Origin of the sequence: Curtobacterium sp. MCBD17_030 (assembly GCF_003224255.1) — a bacterium.
Classification (GTDB): Bacteria; Actinomycetota; Actinomycetes; order Actinomycetales; family Microbacteriaceae; genus Curtobacterium.
Genome location: NZ_QKLI01000050.1, coordinates 1 through 774 on the forward strand (window position 1 = coordinate 1; position 774 = coordinate 774).

A 774-nucleotide genomic window follows, 5' to 3' on the forward strand; every position below is an offset into this window, starting at 1 on the left:
GGCCCCGAACCACTGTCACAAGCCGGGAAACACCCGCAGCGCTCACCAGCAGCTCACCGCTGGTTCTCCACCCCTTCGCGGGGTGTGTTCGGCGCGCTGTCACCCACCGCGCCGAGCGCGACAAGCAAAGGAATGAAGACATGCGCAAGTCCCTGAAGACCTCGATCACCCTCGCCACGACCGGAGCCCTCGTCCTCGGCGGCGCCGCGTTCGGTGTGTCCGCCGCGAACGCGTCGACCCCGACCGTGCACACCGTCTCCTCCAGCTCCGCCGCGAAGATCCCCGCACCGGTCGCCTCGGTCCCCGAGGTCCTCGGCGGCGACACCTCCGTCGCCCTCGACAAGGGCTTCACCGACGCCCTCACCTCCCTGAAGCTGACCCCGGGCGTCTCCGGCAACGCCAAGCTCGCCGACGGCGCCGTGTCCTTCCCGATCACCTCCGGCTCGGTCACCTACTGGAGCCCGGACGGCAAGTACCGCCCCTACGTGCAGGGCCTGCTGAACCACGACGACTCCGGCCTGACCCTCACGGCCGGCGACACCACCGTCACGCTCGAGAACTTCGTCGTGAACCCCGGCTCCTCGAAGCTCTACGGTGACGTCCTCGTCAACGGCAAGGTCGCCGCCCCGAACGCGTACCTGTTCTCCCTCCACGGCGGCTCGCTCAAGCCGCTGCAGCTCGAGGGCGACAACGCGATCCTGACCGGCACCACCGTCCACGTCTCCGACGACGCCGCGAAGCTGCTCAACGACACCTTCAAGACCGACGCCGTCA

General features: G+C 68.9%; 1 protein-coding gene. It reads left to right on the plus strand.

The genetic code is table 11. The features are described 5' to 3' along the window. Positions 1-140: 140 nt before the first annotated feature. A partial coding sequence (locus DEI89_RS17255) for a hypothetical protein (RefSeq protein ID WP_110905281.1) occupies positions 141-774 on the plus strand: 634 nt, incomplete at its 3' end.